The 3,141-nt window shown below is 71.0% G+C and carries 3 protein-coding genes; all 3 read right to left on the bottom strand.

Annotation, left to right across the window (positions count from 1 at the left end):
* Window positions 1–60 precede the first annotated feature (60 nt).
* The 3 genes from ABZ434_RS35990 to ABZ434_RS35980 all read right to left on the bottom strand — a co-directional run bounded on the left by ABZ434_RS35990 (window position 61) and on the right by ABZ434_RS35980 (window position 3,128).
* A complete protein-coding gene (locus ABZ434_RS35990; RefSeq protein ID WP_359146296.1) occupies window positions 61–822 on the bottom strand; it encodes a TetR/AcrR family transcriptional regulator in 762 nt (253 codons plus the stop codon).
* Between the two features lie 174 nt (window positions 823–996).
* Complete coding sequence (locus ABZ434_RS35985; RefSeq protein ID WP_359146293.1) at window positions 997–2,199, bottom strand: FAD-dependent oxidoreductase; 1,203 nt, start codon at window positions 2,197–2,199, stop codon at window positions 997–999.
* Window positions 2,200–2,273: 74 nt separating this feature from the next.
* Window positions 2,274–3,128 (bottom strand): beta-ketoacyl reductase, encoded by an 855-nt coding sequence (locus ABZ434_RS35980; protein WP_359146299.1) that lies wholly within the window; start codon window positions 3,126–3,128, stop codon window positions 2,274–2,276.
* Window positions 3,129–3,141 lie beyond the last annotated feature (13 nt).

Genomic DNA, 3,141 nt, shown 5'->3' with positions numbered 1-3,141 from the left:
GTTGCCCACCCGGCCGGGTGGGCAACCAGCCCCCTTCCACGCGTGCGGCGGGAACGCCGGTCAGGTGAGCGGCTTCTCGCCGCTGCGGATGCGGATCAGCACTTCGATGCCGTCCAGGACCCGCTGGAGCCCGAAGGTGAAATCGTCCTCGGGCTCGTCGAACGCCCCCGCCTCCAGCAGCTCGGCGAGCGCGGGGAACGACATGGAGTCGGCGTACTTGGCCAGCGCGCGGCCGTAGTTGGCCATCAGGTCCGCCTCGCTGATGTCCTGCGTGACGACGCCGAGCGACATCTGCACGTTGTTGCGTACGTAGCCGATCATCAGCATCATCACGGACAGCTTGTCGTCCGGCCGCAGGGTCGTACCGCCCAGAGTGCGCAGGCCGGACTCCAGCCAGCTGAGCTGGCCGGGCTCCAGGGGCGGACCACTGACCGAGATCTGCAGCATCCAGGGGTGCCGGTGGAAGACCTCCTGGAAGGCGCGGGCCCACTGCTCCAGCCCGTCCCGCCAGTCGCCCTCGGCCGTGTCGATGCGGGGCGGGGTCCCATAGGCCATGTCCAGCATGAGCTGCCGCAGCTCGTCCTTGCTCGACACGTGGCGGTACAGCGACATGGTGCCGAAGTCGAGGCTCTTGGCGACACGGGACATGGACAGACCGGCAAGACCGTCGGCGTCCGCCGACTCGATCGCGGCCGTCACGATGCGCTCGACACTCAGACCGGTACGCGCGGTGCGCTGTTCCCGGTTCCGCAGTTCCCAGAGCACCGCGATGCTGTTCGGCAGGCCGACGCCTTCCGTACTCGTTCCTTCACCAGTACTCATCTCGTGCCTGCCTTCATCAGGAGCCCTTCCCATGCGTATCACGCACGCATAGAGCATCGTATACGCCCCGGGTCCGCCGTACGCGGAGCCGGTGTGAGACCGAGGTGGAGAGACGGTACGACACCATGAGCGGTGCCGTACCGGGCGGCGCGCGCCCGCCTCCTGGTGGGTGTGTCAGACACCTGCCGCCGTCGCGGCCAGTTCCGACGACGGGCGGCCGAGCAGCTGTCGGCACTGCCGCAGGCCACGCGCACTGTTCCACCCCAGACCGCCGACGAGGACGCCGTCGCGGTGGTACGCGGCGACGAACTCGCGGTCGGCGGTGGACCCGCTGATGATTTCCGTCCGTGCGTCGGGGGGGCACCAGCCGATGGTCTGGATCTTCTCCCCGAACTGATGGGTCCAGCCGAAGGGCACGGGGGTGTACGGCCGCGCGCCCGCCTCGCCGGCCAGCAGGTTGGCGACGACCGCCATGGCCTGCTGGGCGGCGTTGGTCCGCTGTTCGAGCCTGACCCGGGCCCCGGCCACCATGGGGTGGGGCCAGTTGGCGACGTCTCCCGCCGCCCAGACCCCGGGGGCGGCCCGGCACGAGGCGTCGCACAGGACTCCGTCACCCAGGGGCAGCCCGGAATCGGCGAGCCAGTCCACGGCGGGCACCGACCCGATCGCGACGACGACCAGATCCGCGTCGACCGTGGTGCCGTCCGCGAGCACCACCCCCCGGACCCCGGCGCCGTCCCGGGCCATTCCCACCACATCCGCACCGAGAACGAGCCGCACCCCGTGGTCACGGTGGAGGCCCGCAACGAGCCCGCCGATCTCGGCGCCGACCTGGCGCGCGAGGGGCTGGGCGTTGGTGTCGATCAGCGTCACGTCGAGCCCGGCCCCCCGCGCCGTGGCGGCGATCTCCGCACCGAGGAAACCGGCCCCGATCACCGCCACCTTGGGTCCCCTCGCGAGCGCCCCGCGCAGGCGGACCGCGTCGTCCAGGGATCGCAGGACGTGGACGCCGCGGAGGCCGTCCCCACAGGGCAGCCTGCGCGGCCGGAGTCCGGTCGCGATGATCGCCGCGTCATAGGGCAGCTTCTCGCCGGTGGAGAGGGTGACGGTGCGTGCCACCGGGTCGAGGCCGGTGGCGCGGCAGCCGAGGCGCAGATCGGCGTCGACGGCCGCCAGCACGTCCGCCGTGCGCAACCAGGTGCTCGGGGGCTCCCAGCCCTCGCTCAGCAACTCCTTGGAGAGGGGCGGCCTGTCGTACGGGGGATGGCGCTCGTCACCGACGAGCGTGAGGCCTCCCTCGTACCCCTTCGCACGCAGCGTCTCCACCGCGGTCAGTCCTGCGGCCGCCGCGCCCACGACGACTATCCGGTTCAGCACACTCGCTCCTCGTCTCCGGTCCGTACTGACATGAACACCTGGTGCATGACCGGCGCGGCCTGCCGGGGGGAGCACTAGACCTCGCCGTCGAGAATGTCGAACAACTCGTCCGCGGTGGCCGCACTGAGGTCGTCCGCGGGGGTGTCCTCGCCGAAGAGCGTCTGTCGCAGGTGCCTGGCGAGCTCGGCGGCCGAGGGGTAGTCGAAGATCAGGGTCGGTGCCAGCCGGCAGCCGGTCACCTCGCCCAGTCGGGTCCTGAGTTCCAGGGCCGTCAGCGAGTCGAAGCCGATGTCGAGGAATCCGCGCTCGGCGGGGACGGCTTCGGCGCCCGAGTGCCCGAGCACGGCGGCGGCGTGCCCGCGTACCAGGTCGAGAAGGGCCTGCTCACGGTCTTCGCTGCTCAGCCCGGTGAGACGAGCGGCCAGGGCGGCGGGATCGGCACTCTTCGTGCGGCTCCTGACCACGGGGCCCGCCTCGGGGAGCACCATGTCCCGCAGGAGGGCGTGCGGCGCACCGGGATGCGCCTTCAGAGTCGGTACGTCGACGGCGAGCGGCACCAGGGCCGCCCGTCCGGAGCTCAGACCCGCGTCGAAGAGCCGGAGCGCATCGGCCGGGACGAGGGCCGGGAGACCGCGTGCCGCCATGAGGCGGACGTCGTCGTCGATGCCCTCCGTCAGACCCGTGGCGACGTCCCACAGCCCGTACGCGAGGGAAGTGGCCGGCAGGCCCTCCGCCCGACGCCGCACCGCCAACGCGTCCAGGAACACATTCGCAGCCGCGTAATTAGCCTGACCCGCAGCCAACACCGACCCACCCGCCGACGAAAACATCACGAAGAACGCCAACGCACGCTCACACGTCAGCTCATGCAAATACCAAGCACCATCCGCCTTCGCACCCAACACCCGATCCAGCCGGGCCCCATCCATCGACCCCACCAAA

The sequence above is a fragment of the Streptomyces sp. NPDC005761 genome, from assembly GCF_040630635.1.
GTDB lineage: Bacteria > Actinomycetota > Actinomycetes > Streptomycetales > Streptomycetaceae > Streptomyces.
Note: the sequence above shows the minus strand (reverse complement) of the source record. Positions and strands in the feature narration are given on the sequence as shown.